The following is a 19,752-nucleotide window of genomic DNA, read 5'->3' on the forward strand; positions in this document are numbered from 1 at the left end:
TGCGAGAGAGGTTCAGCGGTTGGTTTTACGGTTTTTCCAGGTCAGGACATCCCGCAGGCGGCGGACGGTCGACTGATGGCCGAGAACATGCTCCATATCCGACAGCTCAATTTTGAGCGCTTCGATGGAAATCGTGATTTCGTACACTGAAATAGCCAGTGCACCGGCCTGCATAAACAGCGCCGTTCCGAAGACCCATCCGGCCATCGACTGGTATTCCAGGTAAATAAAAATCATACATAAGATACTCAGGAACAGACTACTGACACCGAGAAACTGCATATTCCGGATAAGCCTCACCCGAAACTGCAGGGAGCGTATCTGCTCAATAAGAACAATATTATTGAGCGACTTGGGGTTGGTCCGGTACTCGGCATGGAGATCCCGGATGACCTTGGCGGTCGCCGTAAACCGGTTCGTAAATCCCAGCAGGAGCAGGGAGGCGGTCGAAAACAACAAAGCGGGTGTTGACAGCGTCAACTCAATCGTTGCCATGCAATCAAAAGTCAGGAGCTGCCGGCTGAGACCGCCGGACAGCGTCGTTATTCAGCCCGGAGGCTTGCGTTTTCAGCGTCGACGAGACGCTGTATTTCTTTCATTACGTCAAAAAACACCTGGAGCTTCTCCTCGCCTACCCGCTGGTAGATGATGTCGTTGAACTCGAGAACCCCCTGCCGGGCAAAATCACGCTTTTTCTTTCCTTCCTCGGTCAGAAAAACGTTGACAACCCGCTTGTCCGTCCGGTCGGTTTCACGCCGTATCCACCCCTTCTCTTCCAGGGTTTTGAGCATACGGGTGAGCGACCGCGGCTCAAGCCCCAGCAGCGGAGCGATTTTGGTGGCCGGAGTCCCGTTTTTGTCGATGTTCAGCAGCACATAACCGACTGCCATGCTCATGTCCGCCTTCGAGGCGTTCGAGTTGTACATCCGGCTGATGGCATACCAGGCTGTCTTGATGTGGTAATCAACGGTCTTTTCGGCTTTCATACTGGTCGTAAAAGGGGAAATCGTATGCCTTTCATACCAAAGGTGTCACAAAACAAATTATTATGCAAGCATACCGTTAAAACCCTCGGCCGGTTTTCAGGCGAAATATGGATCAGGTCGACCGGAAGGCCTTTTCCATTTTTTCACGGTCAAATTCCCGCTCATTATTTGCGATCCAGACCGTCGCGACGCCGTTGCCGATGATGTTGGTAATCGCCCGCGCTTCCGACATAAAGCGGTCGACCCCGAGCAGCAGCGCGAGGCCTTCGACGGGGATTACCTTAACCGCCGTCAGCGTGGAGGCAAGTACCACAAACCCGCTGCCGGTGACGCCCGCGGCGCCTTTGGACGTGACCATCAGGATACCGATGATCGTCAGAATCTGCTCCCAGGACAGGTGTACCTGAAAGACCTGAGCCAGAAAGATCGTCGCCATCGACAGGTAGATGGTCGTTCCGTCGAGGTTGAAGGAATACCCCGCCGGCACGACCAGCCCGACTACCGGTTTGGAGCAGCCCATCCGCTCGAGTTTTTCCATCACCGATGGCAGCGCGGCCTCGGAGGACGACGTACCGAGTACGATCAGCAGTTCTTCTTTGATGTACTTCAGGAATTTCCAGATGCTGATCCGGTAATGCCGGAGAATCAGCCCGAGTACGCCGAAGACGAAACACCCCATCGTCAGGTATACCGTCACCATGAGCTTGCCCAGGGGCAGCAGGGTATGTATACCGTATTTGCCGATGGTATAGGCCATCCCGCCAAAAGCACCGATGGGCGCCAGCATCATAACGGTATGCAGACCTTTGAAGACGTATTTGGAGATCAGCGTGAGGGCTTCGATGATTTTCTGACGGCCGGAATAGTTCCCCAGTACCGTACCCAGGACGATCGCCACGAGGAGTACCTGCAGCGTGACGTTGTCGCCGAAGAACTTCCACCAGCTGAAACTCTCGGCGCCTTTCGTGAATTTGGAGATATCTCCCTGCCCTTCTACCTGCCGGGTCACGACGCCGTCGCCGGGGCGGATAATATTGGCAATCACGATACCGATGACGAGGGCTACCGTCGTCACGATCTCAAAGTAGATCAGGGCTTTTGCGCCAACTTTTCCGACCTTTTTGAGATTCCCCATGCTGACGATACCCAGGGTAATCGTCAGGAAAATAATCGGGTTGATAAACAGCTTGACGGTACTGATGAAGATTCCGCTCAGGAATTCGCTCAGCGTCACGCCGAGGCTCAGCTCCTGCCCGAAAAACCGGCCTTTGAGCGGGGTTTCCATCACTTTCAGCAAAGCTATCTGCGGAAAGAAATGGCCGGTCAGAATCCCGAGTGTAATGGCGGTAAGTACCCAGAAGGTCAGGTTTCCCAGTAATTTTCGAAAGGTCATAGAGAGAGGTATGGTGTGTGAATGTACGGTTTTTCAAAAGGGAACCGGAAATTAAGCCCTTTTCGCGGAAGACATGAACCCAATTCGTCCGATACCGTGTATTTTTGAGGTTTGGACCCTATTGAACAGATGATTCACACCTTCACCCGTATCGGCCTGGCAATGCTGATCGGATTTTCAGCCCACGGACAGATACAGCAACTCAGTGCTACGATGGTTTCCCGGACGGCCCGCAAAGGGCAGGTCGCACAGGTGAAAGCCGAATTAACGTATGGCTCGGACGGAAAAATGGTTACCTACTTTTCTGCCCCGTTCAAGCAATACCTTCTTAATAATACACGGGGCGAAGTGAGCATTTACGATCCGGAAAAGAACACGGTCATGCTCCAGAACAACTATGCCTACGGCACGGAAACCTCCCAGCTTTATTTTTTCCTCCGGAATAAGAAAGAAGACCTGGGGCTCCGGCAGATGGGCTTTACCTCCAAAGATATCCGGTTTGAAAACGGCCTTACGATTACGCGGTGGACTGCCCCCAGCCGCCTTTGGAAGGTCATCAAGGAAGTTGAGCTCGTACACAAAGGGGCTAATCCGGTATACATGAAGTATGTCGGGGCGAAAGGACAGGTAGTCAAAAAAGTATTCTTCTACCAGTACCAGAACCTGAAGGGAACCGATTTTCCGTCGTCTATTACACAGATCGATTTCGTGACGCCCGGCGACTCCATTCTGTCGAAAACATCGTACGAAAACTTCCGGCTCAACGAAGCTGCCAATCTCAAATTGCTTCAGTTTTCCGTTCCCGCCAATGCCAAAGTATCCCGCTAGCCTCCTGCTCGGGCTCCTGCTGATGGCTTCCGGCGCGCGGGCGCAGGACGTCCTGGCTGATCTGGCGCTGGCGGAGCAAAGCCATGCGGTTGTCTCGGACACTGCTCCCCCAAAGAAGCTGAAGCCCATTCTCCGGTATAATCCGTTTTACTGGGCTGCCAACGGCACATTGACCTTTTACCAGACGGTCATTTCTCCCCAGATTTCGGCTGACTGCCTCTTTGAGCTCTCCTGTTCGCGGTTCAGCCGGGAAGCAATCCGCCGTTTCGGACTCATCAAGGGTGTAGCGCTGTCGGCTGATCGTATCTCGCGGTGCAACCGGCTCAGCGCCACCAGCCTCGACCCCGTCCGGGCGAATGCAGCGGGAAAGTCGATCGACACGCCTGACATGTACCAGAAAACGCCGGATCGATGAGGCGGTTTCTGTTTATGTTGCTGCTGCTGGCCGGTCAGGCTGCGGCGCAGCAGGTCGATTCTACCGGCCACCCCGCACTCCTCGGCTGGCATACCGCACCACCCGAAACGGATACAACTTTTTTGCGGTATTTGTTTGACCGCCAGCTTTTTTCAGACCTGCTGACGGAAACCCGTTATCAGCGGACGCGTGACCCCGGGAGTATTACGCCTGCCTTCCTGCACTATGAAGGAATGGCCTATTATTTCCGGAAACAACTGGATTCGGCTGCCCGGACGCTCGCCGGCATCCCCGATTACTCGGTTTATGGCAGCCAGGCGAGGTTGTATGGCGCGTTTTCGCTCGCCTATCTCCGGAAAACAGCGGATGCCCGGTCCACCCTTGCCGCGTGGCAACCCAAAGACAGCCTGTTTCAGTCCGTTAAAAACCTGGAACTGGCGGGTATCGCATTACTCGACCGGGATCTGAATGCCTTTGACGCCGCTCAAAAACAGTTTACAGGCTCCTTTTACGCGATCAGCCAGCAGGAAGCAAACCTGGAATCATACCGTCAGGCCATTGTTCGCCAGAAAAACAAAAAACCGTGGAAGGCGGCTGTACTGTCGGCCGTAGTACCCGGACTCGGGAAAATATACGCCCGGAAGCCGGGACAGGGCGTCGCTTCATTCCTGCAATGCCTGGTAACGGGCCTCCAGGCATATGAAGGACTGCGGAAAGACGGGCCCGGCAGCGCGCGTTTTCTCATATTCGGCAGCCTTTTTTCGGTGTTTTATGCCGGAAATATCTGGGGTAGCGCCTTTGCCGTCCAGATTAAGAAAAAAGAATTCAACGATCGTGTCAATGAGCAGATTTTGTTTGACCTGCATATTCCTTTGCGTACTGTTTTCCGCTGACGCGCAGAACGCCCGCTGGCAGGAGGCGGCTCTCGGATACGAACGGGGAGCTTACCTGGCGGAGAAACACGGCGATCCCGGCGTCGCCCGGGATATGCTTTTCCGGAAACATCAGGTACTGAAATCCGCCGGTCAGTGGAACGAAGCCTATCAGACCATCAAACGGATACCGGTCGAAGAGACCGGGCCAGACTCGGTTCAGTTCGCGATCCGGTATGAAAAGGCGCTCATGGCCTACCTGAACGGGGTATACGACGATGCCTACCTGCAAATCGGGCAATGCCGGTATTCGGTGAAAGATTCAATACTGACAAGCCGTTTGGACTGGCTGGAAATCCTGACATTATGCGAGCTGGAGCGATGGCCGGAAGCGCAGGCAAAAGCCAGCGCCTACCTCCTCAGCCGCCGGTTGCCCGATCAATCGAAGGAATGGTTCCGGCGTATTCCCCGGAAGCGGTCCGAACGCAAAGCGGAATACCTTTCTGCTTTTTTCCCCGGTGTGGGGTTGATGTATGCAGGGTCTTTACGGGAGGGTATTACGTCCACGGTATTGCAGGCCGGTTGCCTGGCATTCGGTGTCTTTACTATCCTCGACGGCTACTACCTCTCCGGCTTTCTCACCGGCGGCGGTCTCTTTCAGGCATTTTATTTCGGAGGAATCAACCGGTCCGCCCGGATAGCTGCCGAAACGAACCGCAAGAACAAAAATACCTTCAATCGCTCGATCAGAGGCAGGGTTCTTGAAACCGAACGGTCTTCCACAAAAAAAGAACCCTGAAGGCCAATCACCATCAGGGTTCTTTTTACCGGATATGCCGCCGGATTAGTTGGCCCACATAAAGAACTTCTTGTTATTGATATACGGCTCGAGCGTCTTGTCAGGCTCTACCAGAACAATCAACAGGGTAATCCAGTCAATCAGGTTCACGATACCCAAACCACCGCAAGTCAGGATATAACCGACGATAACGCCGCCGGCAGTACCCAGGTATGCGCGGTGAATCCCGAGCCATCCGAGAAACCAGCTCAGTACAAACGCACCGGCTTCGCTCTTTTCGGCGAGGACCGCTTTGCTTTGGGGAGCGGCGACGGAGAGTGCATTATCCATCATCGCGGTAGCTTCTACCGGAGCGGCAGCGCTCAGCGCAGCTTCCACTGCCTGGTCATCCACAAAGTATTCATTGGTTTCAGCATAGGAAACAGACCGGCTGACCACCATCAGGGCGATGGCGAAAAAGAAGGTGAAGAGTTTTTTCATGTGTGATGTAACGATTTGTTAGATTGGCACCCCAAAACAAGGCTCTCCTTCCCGAAAAACCAAATCACCTTCTTATCATTTGGCACAAAAAAAAACCGCAATCCGGATGAATTGCGGTTTTTTCGTCATGAGTATTTGACTGTTCTTACCACCAGGACAGCTCCAGACCGAGACCGTAGATAGTCAGGATCCAGCCGGCAAGCCAGGCGAGGTAAGCAATGATCCAGAGACCGGATGACCAAACGACAGCAGCACCGATGATCGAGAGCAGCAGAGCTACCACGAGAAGGATCACACCGGCACGCAGGTATTTGTTCCACTCCTTGAAGGGCTTCTTGCCTTGTGCTTTGGCTTTTTCAGCCTTGGCAATCTGCTTGTTCACTTTCTTCACGACCAGCTTTTCCATTCCGGTCAGCTTCTTTCCTTCGCGGGCAACGACCTGCATCTGGCCTTGCTCGTTCTTCTGGAAAGAAATCTTATTCATCAGTTTCGCAGCTCTTTTGTTGACAACGACTGACTTCTTTGCAGAAGCCACCGCCACCGGAGCTTCCTCAGTCTTGGCGGGCTGTGAAACGACAGCTTCCACCAGTGAGGGTTGCGGAGCAGCTACCTCTGCCGCCTGGGCGGGAGCAGCTACTTCCTGCGAAGGCTGAGCGACTTTCGCTTTCGCCACGTGCTCAACCGGCTGAATAGAAGATTTCTGGAACGTAGCGTATTGAGTACGCTGGCAGGAAGAGAGTGAAAGGGCCATCAAACCGACAGCCGAGAGAAGTACATGCAGTTTTTTCATGCGGACTTACATTTAACTAGGTTGAACTGAGATCGCATAATTAGGTATTTTCCATACACTTTGCAATCACGCTTACAAAATTATTTAAGCGTCCTGTATCTCCCGGCACCGTTTAATAAGTCCCACTTCCCGTTTAATCAGCGGAATAAAAAAGGGGATTTCCTGCGCGGAAAACCCCTTTTTTTAATACACATTAATAAGTACCTCAGGCTTCCATCGCCAGCTTGAACTCTGACGTCTGGTGAAAACGGATATCCGGGTTGTTCTGGATGTTCATGCGGAGCATCCAGTCCGACTCCGCCAGAAATACCGGATGTTCATCTTTGTCATACCCGATCTGCGTGCCCTTCAGGCGGATGTATTCCTGCAGCTTGGCGGGGTTGTCGGACGTGATCCAGCACGCTTTTGAAATCGGCATGCTGTCAAACCGGCATTTCGCCCCGTACTCGTGCTCCAGGCGGTACTGGATGACTTCAAACTGAAGATCCCCTACTGTACCGACTACCTTCCGGTTTCCGGGCTGAATGAGGAATAACTGCGCCACGCCTTCGTCGGTCAGCTGCTGAATACCTTTCTCCAGCTGCTTGGATTTCAGCGGGTCCATGTTGATCAGTTCCTTGAAAATTTCCGGCGAAAAGCTCGGAATACCCTGGAAGAAGAAGTCTTCCCCTTCCGTGAGCGTATCGCCGATTTTGAAGTTTCCGGTGTCGTACAGACCGACTACGTCGCCCGGAAAGGCTTCATCGATGACGTCTTTCGACTGTGCCATGAAGTTGTACGGGTTCGAGAACCGCACATCCTTGTCGAGCCGCACGTGGTGGTAAAACTTATTCCGCTCGAAAATCCCCGAACATACCCGTAAAAACGCAATCCGGTCGCGGTGCTTGGGGTCGAGGTTGGCGTGAATCTTGAAGACAAATCCGCTGAATTTCTTATCCGTCGGAATGATCACGCGCACATCCGTCGGCCGCGGCAGCGTCGCCGGCGCAATGTCACAAAATGTATCGAGCAGTTCCTGCACCCCGAAGTTGTTGACGGCAGAACCGAAGAAAACCGGCGCCACGTCGGCATCGAGGTACGCCTGGCGATCAAATTCGTCGTATACGCCTTCGATCAGCTCGACGTCCTCCCGCAACTGGTTGGCATCCCGCTCGCCCACCTGCTTGTCGAGCTCGGGCGAGTTCAGGTCGTCAATCGCGACGATATCCCGCTCGATCCTCGTCTTATTCACACTGAACAGGTTCAGTGACTTGTCATACAGGTTATATACCCCTTTGAAGTTCTGTCCGATGTTGATCGGCCAGGTCAGGGGGCGTACTTTAATCATCAGCTTCTGCTCCAGTTCGTCGAGCAGGTCGAAGGGATTCTGCCCTTCGCGGTCCATTTTATTAATGAAGATGATGACGGGCGTCTTCCGCATCCGGCAAACTTCCATGAGCCGCTCGGTCTGCTCCTCGACGCCTTTTACGCAGTCGATGACGAGGATGACGGAGTCGACCGCTGTCAGCGTCCGGTACGTATCTTCGGCAAAGTCCTTGTGACCCGGCGTATCGAGGATGTTGATTTTCAGGTCGTGGTACTCGAACGTCATGACCGAGGTCGCTACGGAAATACCCCGCTGCTTTTCGATCTCCATAAAGTCAGAGGTAGCTGACTTCTTGATTTTGTTCGATTTGACCGCTCCGGCTGTCTGGATAGCCCCTCCGAAGAGCAGGAGCTTTTCGGTCAGGGTCGTTTTCCCGGCATCCGGGTGGGAAATAATGCCGAAGGTCCGGCGCTTGGCAATCTCTTGTTCAATCGTGCTCATAATCAAAACGTTAGCCGCAGACAGCTAAGCGTCAGCAGGGGCTGGGCCCGTTGGTGCCGGTCACAGGAGCCGGGACGTTAAAAACGAAAAACGGCCCGGAAGGAGCCGTCTTGCAAAAATAGCCAAATAATCCCGTTTCGCGAGAAAAGCGTTCGGGAGAGGTTTGAAAATATACCGTTTTTTGTGGAAAAATCGTACGTTTGGTTTCCTACGAAGTTCTTACGCAATGACTAAAACTCTGTATCTCGTCCGCCATGCGGAAGCCGAAAAACCAGCCGGCGGGGCTTACGACTTCCAGCGGGTACTGACCTCCCAGGGACTGATCGACGCCGCCCGGATGGGTCGCCTTCTCGCCGGAAAAGACGTTAAACCCGCCGTTTTGATAAGCAGCCCCGCCGAGCGCACGACCATGACGGCCCAGGTATTGGCTGAGCAGCTGCATATCGATTTCCACCAGACCGTCTTCCTGGAAAAACTCTACGAAGGCGCTCCGCGTCATTACCTTTCCGCTATCAATGAACTGCCTGAAACGGCTTCGTCGGCGATGATCGTCGGCCACAATCCCAGCATCACGTACCTCGCCGAATACCTCTGCCACGAAATCCTTGGCAACATGCCTACCGCCGCTGTGGTAGCGATCGAGTTTGCCAACCTGAAGTGGGCCGAAGTATCCAACCGGACCGGCAAAATGATATTCTACGATTCTCCGGAAAAACTGGCCGGGTTCGACCTGCCCTGAACCATACGTAACAATAAAACAAGCGCCCCGTCCGGTCCGGACGGGGCGTTGCTGTTTCAGTTAAGGGAATGAATAGCTGCCTAAAGCTAGTCGATTCTTTTTACTTTTCACGAACAGACAAACAATATTTCCGTGTTTGCTGCGTTTGCCGACATTTTCGGGCTGCTCTTCTTTCTTTTCGCCGGCAAAAACGGACCCGATGCCGGGTTCTTCTACCTTTGTCGGAATTAAGTCAGTAACGAAAATGACGCGTCAGAAAAAACTCTTTGTGATTGGGTTTGTGCTTTTCCTGCTCCTGGTCATCGGTATGACGATCGATATGGCGCGGCGGACGACCGCTCCCTGGAACAAGAAAAAGACGATTGACCGGGTTCTCCCGATCACGCCCGACAGTACCCGCAAGTAATTAAACGTACCTCATCATGCAAACTATCCTCTCCCGGCTTGGCATTGTTTCCGACAATGCCGGCACCAGCACGGGCCTCTCCTGCTGGCATTCTGAAACGAAACGGCTGACGTCGGTATCGCCGGTCGACGGCCAACCCATCGCCTCTGTCACCACGACTACCCCGGAAGATTACGAGCGGGTCGTTCAGACAGCCGAAAAGGCATTCCGTACCTGGCGGAACTGGCCGGCGCCCCGCCGCGGCGAGGTAGTGCGGCAGATCGGCGAGGCCCTCCGCGCCCGCAAAACGGACCTGGGTACGCTCGTCAGCTACGAAATGGGCAAAAGCCTTCAGGAAGGTTTGGGAGAGGTACAGGAAATGATTGACATCTGTGACTTTGCCGTCGGGCTCAGTCGCCAGCTATACGGACTCACCATCGCAAGCGAGCGCCCCGCCCACCGGATGATGGAGCAGTGGCATCCCCTGGGAATCGTCGGCGTGATTTCGGCTTTCAACTTTCCCGTTGCCGTCTGGTCCTGGAATGCCATGCTCGCCTGGGTATGCGGAGACGTCGTCATCTGGAAGCCTTCCGAAAAAACGCCGCTGTCTGCTCTTGCCTGCCAGTACCTGGCTGCCGATGTATTCAAACGCAATGACGTACCCGAAGGCGTCTCTTCCCTGATCACCGGTACGGCAGAAGCCGGCCAGTGGTTATCGGCCGATCCGCGTGTTCCGCTGGTATCCGCCACCGGTTCGACCCGTATGGGAAAGGCCGTCGCCCAGGCCGTCGCAGGCCGTCTCGGCAAGTCTATCCTCGAACTCGGCGGTAACAATGCGATCATTGTTTCGGAGCACGCCGACCTATCGCTGGCGATTCCGGGTATCGTCTTCGGCGCCGCCGGAACAGCCGGCCAGCGGTGTACCACAACCCGGCGGGTGATTGTGCATCATTCCCGGTATGAAGAGCTGAAATCCGTGCTCGCATCGGCCTATGCACAGCTCCGGGTGGGCAATCCGCTGGAAGAAGGCGTGCACGTAGGTCCGTTGATCGACGAAGCTGCCGTTTCGGCCTATGAAGCCGCGGTGCAGCAGGTACGTTCTGCCGGTGGAACGTTTGTCGTGGAGCCCGAAGTACTTCGCGATTACCCTTCTGCCTGCTATGTCCGGCCATGTATCGCTGAAGCCGAAAACCACTGGCCGGTAGTTCAGCAGGAGACCTTCGCTCCCATTCTCTATCTCATCCGGTATACGGCGCTGGAAGAAGCCATTGACCTTCAGAACGCTGTGCCGCAGGGCCTGTCGTCTTCCATCTTTACGCATCACCTGCGGGAAGCGGAACTGTTCCTTTCGGCGGCCGGGTCCGACTGCGGCATTGCCAATGTCAACATCGGCACATCAGGCGCGGAAATAGGCGGCGCTTTCGGCGGTGAAAAAGAAACCGGCGGCGGTCGCGAATCCGGCTCCGACGCCTGGAAAGCCTACATGCGCCGCCAGACCAATACGGTTAATTACTCGACGCAGCTGCCGCTGGCGCAGGGGATACAGTTTGGGGTTTAGGTAGTTTAGGGTTTAGAGTTTAGGGTTGGGAGGCGCGTCCATCAACTCTAAACTTTCAACCCTAAACTCTAAACTGCCCTCACCAAATCCTCGCCCTCACCTCATTCCCCCGATACATTTTATCGCCGGGTTTGACGCCGAAGGCTTCGTAGAAGGGTTCGAAGTTGGAGAGCGGGCCGTTGGTCCGGAATTCGCCGGGTGAGTGGGGATCGGTGTTAATGCGCAGACGCAGGGCTTCGTCGCGGGTTTTGGTCCGCCAGATCTGGGCGAAGGCCAGGAAAAACCGCTGATCCGGCGTAAATCCGTCGATTTTCTTCGCTGACTTACCTTCTGCCGTGTATGTTTTGAAGGCGGAATACGCAATCGAGAGCCCTCCAAGATCGGCCAGGTTTTCTCCAAGCGTCAGCTGCCCTTTTACGTGGACGTTGTCCAGGACGGTAAATCCGTCAAACTGGTCGACTACCAGCTGCGCCCGCTGCTTAAACTGATCGGCGTCTTCTTTTTTCCACCAGTTTTTGAGCATGCCCATGTAGTTAAACTGACGGCCCTGGTCGTCGAACCCGTGGGTCATTTCATGGCCGATCACCGCGCCGATAGCTCCGTAGTTGAAGGCGTCGTCGGCCGTCGGGTCAAAGAACGGCCATTGCAGAATACCTGCCGGGAAGGCAATTTCATTCCGGACGGGGCTGTAATATGCGTTGACCGTCGGAGGCGTCATACCCCATTCCGTTTTGTCAACCGGCTTGCCGAGGCGGGAGATCATTTCTTCATACCGCCATTTGCTGAGTGCCTTGATATTTCCGAAGTAATCGTCCCGGCGAATGGCCACGCCGTCGTACGTTTTCCATTTCGTCGGATAACCGATTTTGGGCGTGAAGGAATGAAGTTTCTTCAACGCCTCGGCCTTGGTTTCTTCCGTCATCCACTCCAGCCCTTTGATTCGGGTTTCGAATACCTTCTGAAGATTGGCGACGAGTTCGTCCATCCGTTTTTTGGATTCCGGCTTGAAGTATTTTGCGACATACAGCTGACCGAGGAGGTCGCCCAGCATCCCGTCGGTTTGGGAAGAAAGGCGTTTCCAGCGTTCCTGTTGTACCTTTTGCCCGTTGAGCGTCTTTCCTACGTATTCAAAACTGGCATTCACGAACGGGCTGCTGAGGCTGGCTGCTGCACCGCTGATAACGGAAAACTTCATTTTCGCCTTCAGCGTCTCAATGTTCTCGGCGGGAAGCAGGGTATTGAGGTACTCGTAGTACTTTGGCTGGCCGACGATGACCGTATCCGTCTTCAGGCGCAGTTTGCGGAGGACACCTGCAAGATCCAGGTTCGGTACTTTGGCGGAGAAGTCTGCCGTTCCGAACTTGTTGTATTGCGCGACGGGGTTCCGCATCTCGATGCGCCCCATATGGGAGGCGGCGATTTTGGTTTCCAGCGCGATGATCTCGTCAGCAAGACGCTCTGCATCAGCAATTTCCGTCAACTTAAACAAGGTAACTATGTATTGCCGGTACGCGTTTTTTACCTTGAGCGTCGCCTCGTCGGACTTGGTGTAGTAGTCTTTTTCGGGGAGGCCGGTACCGGTTTGCCGCATACTGACGATGTTGACGTCCGGGTTTTTGGCGTCTGCGCCTACACCGATTCCGAGAAAGGTCCCGCCGCCTTCCAGCGGGTGCTCGGCCGAGTACGCGAGTAGTTCCTTGTAATCCCTGATCTGATCAATCCGGGCCAGAATGGGCTTGATCGGGTCGTAGCCGCGTTTTTCAATGGCCACCGTATCCATACCCGACGCGTAGAAATCGCCTACCCGCTGCTCAACGCTGCCGGCAGGAGCTTTGGACGACGCCGCGGCCTCCAACAGGGCATGCAGGTTTTTGCTGTTGGTATCGCGGAGGATGTTAAACGAGCCCCAGGCGGTTTCGGATGCCGGTATTTCGGTTTCTTTCAGCCAGGTACCGTTGGCATACCGGAAAAAATCCTCACGCGGACTGACGGATTTGTCCATGCCCGAGAGATCCAGGCCTTTGCTTCGTTTGGGATCGTCGAACGGCCTGCCGGTAAAGGCGGCGGTCACTACCGCGGCCGTTCCCAGCAGGAGGAAGCTGCTTTTTTTCATGCGTTTGTTGACTGGTTAATGGAAATCCAACGCCTGAAATTCCGCAATCTTTTTCCTCAAAAAGCGGATTTGCGACTAGCGGAGTGAATGTATAGAGGTAACGTGGCCGTCAGGCACATTCCTGCTCATGGGCGACCTCTGGATACCCATTACCTGCGAGCTAAATTATAATACACTAACAATCAGAGCAATAAAAAAAACAGACCTAAATAAAAGACTCTATATCGCTCAAGAGCCTACACAGCTATCAGGCAGCAGTTATTTCAGGCTGAGTATATTCGCTGAGAGGTTCAGTCCTTAAGGAGTCTTTTTTGGCCGTCATTGATTTTTGTAGTAAGTTCGCCTGACAGTTTACAGCCTTTTCAAACGAATTTTAGTACGCTTCTTTATCTTCAATCGCGCAATTTTATAATTTCCGAAAAGTATGCAGAGTTTATACAGGCTTATCAAGAATTATGGCATAGTCGGTATCTTTATCTTCTTTAAGCTAAAACTCAGACTCTCCCGAAGCATTTCCGTCCCTGGAGTTTCTCATCCGATCAGACTTAGAGTTGGTACCAGTGATGCACCCGTCTTCACTCAGGTATTTATAGATCAAGATTACAGCATTGATCTTCCATTTGACGCCCGAAATATCATTGACGCTGGAGCCAACGTAGGTCTGGCCGCAGTCTATTTTGCCAACAAATACCCGAAGGCAACTATCGTCTCCATTGAGCCCGAAAAATCTAATTTTAATATCCTGCAAAAGAATGTTGCACCTTATCCCAATGTAAAACCCGTTATGAAGGCGCTTTCAAATGAGCAGGAAGTCCTGACCGTTGAAGACCTTGGTTACGGGAATTGGGGATTCGTCACGTCGAGGGCGGGCGAAAAGACAACCGAAAGCGCCATCGTCGTGGAAACCATAACCATCCCTCAGCTCATGCGGGATTTCGGGTTTGACCACATCGACATTGCCAAAATCGACATCGAAGGATACGAGAAGGAGTTGTTTGAATCTCGCTATGAAGAATGGGTGCCGAAAACAAAATGCCTCATCGTAGAATTGCATGACCGCATGAAAAAGGGTACTTCTACCAGTCTTTTCAAGTGCATCAGTCAATATAATTTTTCATTGACACTGAGTGGTGAAAACCTGGTTTTCGTTAACGACGATTTGTAAATCCCCGCATCCCGTGTTTGCGAATGACTCTCTGTAAAATGGCTACAGAAATTTTTTGATCTTCTGAAAAACCGATGATCCGACGCGAATCATCGGTTTTTCTTTTCGGACTGTTCCCTAAAAAAACTCAAAATAACCTGATACCGGCCTGACTATTACCTGGCTGAACGGGTATCCAGTGCCGATTGACTTCCTGACGCTCAATCGCTACCTTTGATCGTCCTCTCTATCGAAAAAACATCATGGCGCTCACCAAACTGACGGTCAACGGGAAGGTTTATTCCGTAGACGTCGATCCCAACATGCCGCTCCTTTGGGCGATCCGGGATGTCATCGGACTTAAAGGCACCAAGTTCGGCTGCGGAATGGCCCAGTGCGGAGCCTGTACCGTACACCTCAACGGGACGCCTGTCCGCTCCTGCTCGACGCCCGTTTCGGTCGTCAAGACCCAGAAAATCACAACCATCGAAGGCATCGGTACTCCCGATCACCTCCACGCGGTACAGCAGGCCTGGATCGAAGAGCAGGTACCGCAGTGCGGATACTGCCAGTCGGGACAGATCATGAGCGCTGTGGCACTGCTCAAACAGAAGCCCAACCCCAGCGACGAAGACATCGACACCTACATGCAGGGCAATATCTGCCGCTGCGGCACGTACCAGCGCATACGCTCGGCGATTCACAAGGCTTCGGGCCTGTTACAGGAAAAGAAACCGGTCAAAACCACTCCGGCGCCCGTCGGGAAATAAGCACGCACGATGAAACCTCAACACACAAGCCGGCGCGGCTTTCTCAAAGCCGGAGGTTCGGCCGGAGCGTTGCTGGCCCTGGGCTTTTCGCTGCCCGCCCAAGCCGGGGACGTTGTCCTTCATAAAATCGAAAAAACGGCGCTCGGGCTCGAACTGAGTCCCTATATCCTGATCGACGATACCGGCAAGATCACGCTGCTCAACCCCCGCCCCGACATGGGCCAGGGTACATACCAGTCCATGCCGGCACTCATCGCCGAGGAGCTGGAAGTATCGTTCGATCAGATACATATCATTCAAACCAACGGCCAGGGCAAGTATGGCGCACAGTTGTCGGGCGGTAGTTCTTCCGTTCGTACCCGCTGGATTCCGATGCGGAAAGCCGGCGCCGCCGTACGGGAAATGCTCATCCAGGCCGCTGCCAATAAGTGGAAGGTACCGGTAGCCGAATGCTTTGCCGAGAATGCTAAAGTCATTCACCGGCCGAGTGGAAAGTCCTTTCCCTATGCGGAGCTGGTGGAAGAAGCATCCCGCCTCGAAATCCCGAAAGAGCCTAAACTGAAGGATCCCAAAGATTTCAAACTGCTCGGAAAAAACATTCCCAAACCCGATGTACCGCTGAAAGTAACCGGCCGGGCGCAGTTCGGAATCGACGTGGAAGTACCGGGTATGCTGTACGCCAGTATTGAACGGAGTCCGTCGATTCACGGAAAAGTAATTTCATTTGACGACGCCGCCGCCCTGAAAGTACCCGGCGTAAAGAAAGTACTGAAGGCCGAACGCGCCATGCCACACCTGACGGTAGAGACCGTTGCCGTAGTTGCCACCAACTACTGGGCGGCTATGGAAGGGCGGCGCAAGCTGAAGGTACAGTGGGAAAAGAAGGATCCGACTTACCTCGCTACCGATACCTATTCGGCCCGGCTGAAAGAGCTCGCCGGTAAGGAATCCAGTGATTTTGCAGGAAACAAAGGCGATTTTGCCGCCGCCTATGCCGGCGCTGCCAGGAAAATCCAGGCTTCCTACGAAACTCCCTTTGCGGCTCACGCAGCGATGGAACCAGTGAATGCCACGGCCTGGTTTAAGGGCGACAGCCTCGAAATATGGGCGCCAACCCAGGGACCCGACGGTACTATTTCGGAACTGGCCCGCTACCTGAACCTCAAGCCGGAGCAGGTGAAAGTTAATGTCACGTTTCTGGGCGGCGCATTCGGGCGGAAAGCTTACCTCGATTTTGTAAAAGAAGCGGCGTTTTTGTCGAAGGCCGTGGGCGCGCCTGTCAAACTGCTCTGGACGCGGGAAGACGACATGACCCAGGGTCCCTATCGCCCTGCCATGCTCAGCGTACTCGAAGGCGGGATCGACGCGCAAGGCAAAATCACGGCCTTTCACCATAAAATTATCACGGAATCCATTCAGGAACAGGTCTTTAAAGCCGACCTGAAAGGCAAGGCCGACGGATGGACGGAAGAAGGCATTGGCGAGAAAGACAGCCCTATCGAAGTGCCCAATATCCGCCGGAGCTACCTCAAGGCGCGTACGGATCTGCCTATTGTGTGGTGGCGTTCGGTGTATGCGTCGACCAACGTTTTCGGACATGAGTCGTTTATTGACGAACTGGCGCATGCCGCCGGCCGGGACCCGCTGGACCTTCGACTGGAGCTCTTCAAAGATTCTCCGCGGTTTGTGAAGGTACTGGAAACGCTGGCCGAAAAATCCGGTTACCGGCAAAAGCGCCCCGCCGGAAAGGCCATGGGTATTGCCATCGCCCGGTCATTCAGTACGATCTGCGCGCATGCGTTTACGGTAGCAAAAACGAAGGACGGCGTCAAAATTGAAAAGGTAGTTTCGGTCATTGACTGCGGTATGGTTGTCAACCCTGACAACGTACGGGCACAGACGGAAAGCAACGTTGTCTACGGCCTGACCGCAGCGCTGAAAGGCCCGATTACCTATGCCGACGGCGCCATTCAGCAAAGTAATTTCCATAACTATCCGGTTCTGCGCCTGCCCGAAATGCCAAAGGTAGAAGTACATATCATTGACAATCAGGAGGCTCCGGGAGGCGTGGGCGAGCCGGGCCTGCCGCCCATCGCACCGGCACTGGCGAATGCACTGTTCAACCTCACAGGGAAACGGGTGCGGAAGCTGCCGATGGAGTTGAATGGGTAGTTTAGAGTTTAGAGTTTAGAGTTTAGAGTTTAGAGTTTAGAGTTTAGAGTTTAGAGTTTAGAGTTTAGAGTTTAGAGTTTAGAGGGCGACCTGGGCTCAACTACTTGACCCTTAGTCTGTTCGTTAATATTTTTCAAAAAAGGGAGAGCCTCGCTGGCAGCGAGGCTCTCCCTTTTAACTCTAAACTCAAAACTCTAAACCCTAAACTGAAAACCCCTAAACATCAAACCGATCCGCATTCATCACCTTCACCCATGCCGCGACGAAGTCCCGGATGAATTTTTCGCCTGCGTCGGCGCTGGCGTATACTTCGGCCAGGGCGCGGAGTTCGGAGTTGGAGCCGAAGATCAGGTCGGCGCGGGTGGCAGTCCACTTCAGTTCGCCGGTTTTCCGGTCATGACCTTCAAAGATCTGCTTGTGTTCTGAAACGGCCTTCCAGACGGTGCTCATGTCGAGCAGGTTGACGAAAAAGTCGTTCGTCAGCACCTGCGGTCGGGTGGTGAATACACCGTGCTTCGAACCGTCATAGTTGGTGTCCAGGGCACGCATCCCGCCGATGAGCACTGTCAGTTCGGGCGCACTCAGGGTCAGCAGCTGAGCCTTGTCGATGAGGAGTTCCTCGGTCGATACGCTGTAGCGGGCCTTCAGGTAGTTCCGGAAGCCATCTGCCGCGGGTTCGAGTACGGCGAAGGATTCGACATCGGTCTGTTCCTGCGACGCATCTGCCCGTCCGGGTGTAAAGGGTACCGTCACGGCATAACCGGCATCTTTCGCCGCCTTTTCTACCGCCGCGCTGCCTGCCAGTACGATCAGGTCGGCGAGGGAAACTTTCTTCCCGGTCGATTGCGTACTGTTGAACTCGTTTTGAATGCTTTCAAGGGTCTCGAGGACGGTCGAAAGCTGTGAAGGGTTATTCACCTCCCAGTACCGCTGCGGGGTGAGGCGGATGCGGGCGCCATTGGCGCCGCCGCGCTTGTCTGAACCGCGGAAGGTGGAAGCAGACGCCCAGGCCGTCGAAACCAGTTGGGATACCGTCAGTCCGGACGCCAGGATGTTGGTCTTCAGCGCCGCGATATCGGTTTCATCGATGAGGGCGTAATCCACGGCCGGAATCGGGTCCTGCCAGATGAGTTCTTCCTGCGGTACTTCCGGGCCCAGGTAGCGGGCACGCGGACCCATATCCCGGTGCGTCAGCTTGAACCAGGCACGGGCGAAAGCGTCGGCAAAGGCGTCCGGGTTTTCGTAGAAACGACGGGAGATTTTTTCGTATGCCGGGTCAAATTTCAGGGCCAGGTCGGTCGTAAGCATACGCGGCTCCTGGCGCTTGTCTGCATCAAACGCGTGGGGAACAGAACCTGCACCTGCGCCATGTTTCGGTTTCCATTGATGTGCGCCTGCCGGGCTGGTGGTCAGTTCCCAATCGTATCCGAAGAGGTTCCAGAAGAAGTTGTTGCTCCACCGGGTCGGGGTGCTGGTCCATGTCACTTCGAGACCGCTGGTGATGGCATCCGCGCCGACACCGGTACCGAAGCTATTCCGCCAGCCGAGCCCCTGCTCCTCGATATCAGCGCCTTCCGGGTCAGGACCGACGTGCGAAGCGGGAGCTGCACCGTGCGTTTTGCCGAAGGTATGTCCACCGGCGATGAGGGCTACGGTTTCTTCGTCGTCCATCGCCATCCGCTTGAAGGTTTCGCGAATGTCGCGGGCAGCGGCAATCGGATCGGGGTTACCGTTGGGACCTTCGGGGTTCACATAGATAAGCCCCATCTGAACGGCTGCCAGCGGATTTTCGAGGTCGCGGTCGCCCGAGTAGCGGTTGTCGCCGAGCCAGGTCGTCTCCGAGCCCCAGTATACATCGGTTTCAGGTTCCCAGACGTCTTCGCGACCACCGGCAAAGCCGAAAGTTTTGAAGCCCATGGATTCCAGCGCGACGTTACCGGTGAGAATCAGGAGGTCAGCCCAGGAGATTTTCTTCCCGTATTTGGCTTTAATCGGCCACAACAGGCGGCGGGCCTTGTCGAGGCTCACGTTATCGGGCCAGCTGTTGAGGGGAGCGAAGCGCTGCTGTCCGGCGCCGGCGCCACCGCGGCCGTCGCCCGTCCGGTATGTACCAGCACTGTGCCAGGCCATCCGGATAAACAGGGGGCCGTAGTGACCGAAGTCGGCCGGCCACCACTCCTGCGAATCGGTCATCAGGTCGTGAAGGTCTTTCTTCACTGCCTCCAGATCGAGACTGTTAAATTCTTTGGCATAGTCAAAATCGCCACCCATCGGGTTAGACTGGGGGGCATGCTGACGAAGGATATTCAATTTCAACTGATTCGGCCACCAATCATGGTTTTGGGTTCCGTTGCCGCCGACACTGGTCTTCTGGGCAGCTCCGTGAAACGGGCATTTGCTGATATCGCCTGACTTGTTCTCCATGTTTTTTTGTGTATTAGTTTAGTTTCGAACCAGTCGCGGAAAAGGGGGAATAGACCGCCCGATACGCGGCGTCGTTG

Annotated in this window: 18 protein-coding genes; 10 read left to right on the forward strand and 8 right to left on the reverse strand. The window is 54.4% G+C overall.

Features of this window, described 5'->3' with window-relative positions; translation table 11 throughout:
• Positions 1 to 12: 12 nt before the first annotated feature.
• The 3 genes from BLR09_RS06875 to BLR09_RS06885 form a co-directional block, all read right to left on the reverse strand.
• Positions 13 to 495, reverse strand: coding sequence for a DUF2721 domain-containing protein (locus tag BLR09_RS06875; RefSeq protein WP_245689880.1), 483 nt, complete (start codon positions 493 to 495; stop codon positions 13 to 15).
• A gap of 47 nt (positions 496 to 542) precedes the next feature.
• Positions 543 to 986 (reverse strand): MarR family winged helix-turn-helix transcriptional regulator, encoded by a 444-nt coding sequence (locus tag BLR09_RS06880; RefSeq protein WP_093199460.1) that lies wholly within the window; start codon positions 984 to 986, stop codon positions 543 to 545.
• Positions 987 to 1,098: 112 nt separating this feature from the next.
• The gene (locus tag BLR09_RS06885) at positions 1,099 to 2,379 is read right to left on the reverse strand and encodes a cation:dicarboxylate symporter family transporter (RefSeq protein WP_093199462.1); all 1,281 of its coding nucleotides are present in this window, start codon (positions 2,377 to 2,379) and stop codon (positions 1,099 to 1,101) included.
• Positions 2,380 to 2,508: 129 nt separating this feature from the next.
• Between BLR09_RS06885 and BLR09_RS06890 the strand changes: the two genes are divergently transcribed.
• The 4 genes from BLR09_RS06890 to BLR09_RS06905 are packed head-to-tail and all read left to right on the forward strand — an operon-like array spanning position 2,509 to position 5,293.
• On the forward strand, positions 2,509 to 3,207 hold the full coding sequence (locus BLR09_RS06890; protein ID WP_093199465.1) for a hypothetical protein: 699 nt from the start codon (positions 2,509 to 2,511) through the stop codon (positions 3,205 to 3,207).
• On the forward strand, positions 3,188 to 3,622 hold the full coding sequence (gene yidD, locus BLR09_RS06895) for a membrane protein insertion efficiency factor YidD (RefSeq protein WP_093199467.1): 435 nt from the start codon (positions 3,188 to 3,190) through the stop codon (positions 3,620 to 3,622). Before BLR09_RS06890 ends, yidD begins: the two co-directional genes overlap by 20 nt.
• Entirely contained in the window at positions 3,619 to 4,515 is an 897-nt protein-coding gene (locus tag BLR09_RS06900) for a hypothetical protein (protein ID WP_143011044.1), read from the forward strand. The genes yidD and BLR09_RS06900 overlap by 4 nt, the downstream gene beginning before the upstream one ends.
• Complete coding sequence (locus BLR09_RS06905) at positions 4,478 to 5,293, forward strand: hypothetical protein (RefSeq protein WP_093199473.1); 816 nt, start codon at positions 4,478 to 4,480, stop codon at positions 5,291 to 5,293. Before BLR09_RS06900 ends, BLR09_RS06905 begins: the two co-directional genes overlap by 38 nt.
• A gap of 45 nt (positions 5,294 to 5,338) precedes the next feature.
• Here the strand turns inward: BLR09_RS06905 and BLR09_RS06910 are convergent, their stop codons facing one another.
• From BLR09_RS06910 to BLR09_RS06920, 3 genes are all read right to left on the reverse strand, one after another.
• On the reverse strand, positions 5,339 to 5,773 hold the full coding sequence (locus BLR09_RS06910; RefSeq protein WP_218126618.1) for a TM2 domain-containing protein: 435 nt from the start codon (positions 5,771 to 5,773) through the stop codon (positions 5,339 to 5,341).
• A 145-nt stretch (positions 5,774 to 5,918) separates the two neighbouring features.
• Positions 5,919 to 6,563 carry a hypothetical protein gene (locus BLR09_RS06915; RefSeq protein WP_093199475.1) on the reverse strand — a complete coding sequence of 215 codons (645 nt, stop codon included), beginning with the start codon at positions 6,561 to 6,563 and terminating at the stop codon, positions 5,919 to 5,921.
• 205 nt (positions 6,564 to 6,768) lie between these two features.
• Positions 6,769 to 8,370 carry a peptide chain release factor 3 gene (locus BLR09_RS06920; RefSeq protein ID WP_176785479.1) on the reverse strand — a complete coding sequence of 534 codons (1,602 nt, stop codon included), beginning with the start codon at positions 8,368 to 8,370 and terminating at the stop codon, positions 6,769 to 6,771.
• A 226-nt stretch (positions 8,371 to 8,596) separates the two neighbouring features.
• Here BLR09_RS06920 and BLR09_RS06925 point away from each other — a divergent pair, with 226 nt between their 5' ends.
• From BLR09_RS06925 to amaB, 3 genes are all read left to right on the forward strand, one after another.
• Positions 8,597 to 9,109, forward strand: a complete 513-nt coding sequence (locus BLR09_RS06925; RefSeq protein WP_093199478.1) for a SixA phosphatase family protein — start codon at positions 8,597 to 8,599, stop codon at positions 9,107 to 9,109.
• Between the two features lie 244 nt (positions 9,110 to 9,353).
• Positions 9,354 to 9,515, forward strand: coding sequence for a hypothetical protein (locus BLR09_RS25475; protein ID WP_176785480.1), 162 nt, complete (start codon positions 9,354 to 9,356; stop codon positions 9,513 to 9,515).
• Positions 9,516 to 9,531: 16 nt separating this feature from the next.
• Entirely contained in the window at positions 9,532 to 11,052 is a 1,521-nt protein-coding gene (amaB, locus tag BLR09_RS06935; RefSeq protein ID WP_093199483.1) for an L-piperidine-6-carboxylate dehydrogenase, read from the forward strand.
• 79 nt (positions 11,053 to 11,131) lie between these two features.
• On the opposite strand, the gene BLR09_RS06940 is transcribed toward amaB, so the two are convergent.
• Positions 11,132 to 13,165: a M13 family metallopeptidase gene (locus BLR09_RS06940; protein ID WP_093199486.1), complete on the reverse strand. Its 2,034-nt coding sequence runs from the start codon at positions 13,163 to 13,165 to the stop codon at positions 11,132 to 11,134.
• 424 nt (positions 13,166 to 13,589) lie between these two features.
• Here BLR09_RS06940 and BLR09_RS06945 point away from each other — a divergent pair, with 424 nt between their 5' ends.
• From BLR09_RS06945 to BLR09_RS06955, 3 genes are all read left to right on the forward strand, one after another.
• Entirely contained in the window at positions 13,590 to 14,330 is a 741-nt protein-coding gene (locus tag BLR09_RS06945) for an FkbM family methyltransferase (RefSeq protein WP_093199491.1), read from the forward strand.
• Positions 14,331 to 14,572: 242 nt separating this feature from the next.
• A complete protein-coding gene (locus tag BLR09_RS06950; RefSeq protein ID WP_093199494.1) occupies positions 14,573 to 15,079 on the forward strand; it encodes a (2Fe-2S)-binding protein in 507 nt (168 codons plus the stop codon).
• A 9-nt stretch (positions 15,080 to 15,088) separates the two neighbouring features.
• Positions 15,089 to 17,251, forward strand: coding sequence for a xanthine dehydrogenase family protein molybdopterin-binding subunit (locus BLR09_RS06955; protein WP_093199496.1), 2,163 nt, complete (start codon positions 15,089 to 15,091; stop codon positions 17,249 to 17,251).
• A gap of 216 nt (positions 17,252 to 17,467) precedes the next feature.
• Here the strand turns inward: BLR09_RS06955 and katG are convergent, their stop codons facing one another.
• The gene (gene katG, locus BLR09_RS06960; RefSeq protein WP_093199499.1) at positions 17,468 to 19,675 is read right to left on the reverse strand and encodes a catalase/peroxidase HPI; all 2,208 of its coding nucleotides are present in this window, start codon (positions 19,673 to 19,675) and stop codon (positions 17,468 to 17,470) included.
• Positions 19,676 to 19,752 lie beyond the last annotated feature (77 nt).

This window comes from Siphonobacter aquaeclarae (genome assembly GCF_900103285.1).
Lineage (GTDB): Bacteria > Bacteroidota > Bacteroidia > Cytophagales > Spirosomataceae > Siphonobacter > Siphonobacter aquaeclarae.